This window comes from Dellaglioa sp. CoH-56-MRSF-13 (assembly GCF_056782095.1).
Genome location: NZ_JBXAYC010000017.1, coordinates 1 through 989, shown reverse-complemented (window position 1 = coordinate 989; position 989 = coordinate 1). Strand labels below are relative to the sequence as shown.

The 989-nt window shown below is 55.3% G+C and carries 1 protein-coding gene; it reads right to left on the bottom strand.

Annotation, left to right across the window (positions count from 1 at the left end):
- Positions 1 to 193, bottom strand: a 193-nt coding sequence (locus AC1RP1_RS07580; RefSeq protein ID WP_481762655.1) for a hypothetical protein, incomplete at its 3' end; no start/stop codon positions are given.
- Positions 194 to 989: the final 796 nt, after the last annotated feature.

Here is a 989-nt window from a genome sequence, read left to right as displayed (position 1 = left end):
CCTCGACCCAGCCAGAGTCGCCCACTTCATAACGGTAGGCCCACGCCTTATGCGGTACCCAGCACATATCACCGTATTGGACGGTCACAAGCACCGGAATAGACCACCGATAATCACACGATTCCGGATTCTCGGACTGACGCGGCGGCAGCTCCATATTCCACCCAGCAGCATAGCTGCGATTTTTACCCATCTCACACACCTCCCTCATCACCCATCCCACACCACGTAATTTAAGATTGTCCAATCACAAAAGCGCCGTTCCGCGTCCCTCACTTCGTTCGGTCCTCGGTCCACTGGCGCATCCTACACAACAATTCACACCATGTCAACAAATCTCGTACTCGTTCTCGATCCGCAAGCCCCCGGCTCCTATCCACTGGCCTCACTCACGCTAACGTACAGACCGCTGATCGCAGTCGTCCACACGCCCCCAACCCCGATTTCCTTGTCCTCACTTATCCAGCAAGTCCCGCATCTTCGAGTCCTCCACGGACTAGGTATCAAGCCCGTCCTGCACTCAATTCCCCTAGGACCCTCGTCCCACATGTGGGCCCTCAACTACAACGCGGAGATCGCGGAGCGCGGATACAACCATGTGCGCGTGCGCGGGTCCGACGAAGAAGACGCGGACGGGGACTTCGAAATAGTAGATGCAGACGCCGATGATGGGCTCGATGCCGACGCAGACGCCGATGAAGAACTTGAATGGGGCCCGGATTCTACGGAATTGGTGAGGAATCCTGATCAGGCGCGTGCTGATCACGAAAAGACACTTAGAAATGCTAAAAAATCGCGTTTTGAGGGGTCTGGTGTAAAACACCTCATTAAACCGCGTGCCGCATCCACCTCCGGCCCTGTACAAACCCCTAACCCGCCCAAAAAGAGGTCGATTCCGCGTGAATATAATGGAGCAAATCACGTGCTACAGAGTGTTCGGGGACGTGTGCAGGTTCCATAGATGGATGAGACGGAGCTAAGGGTTTATG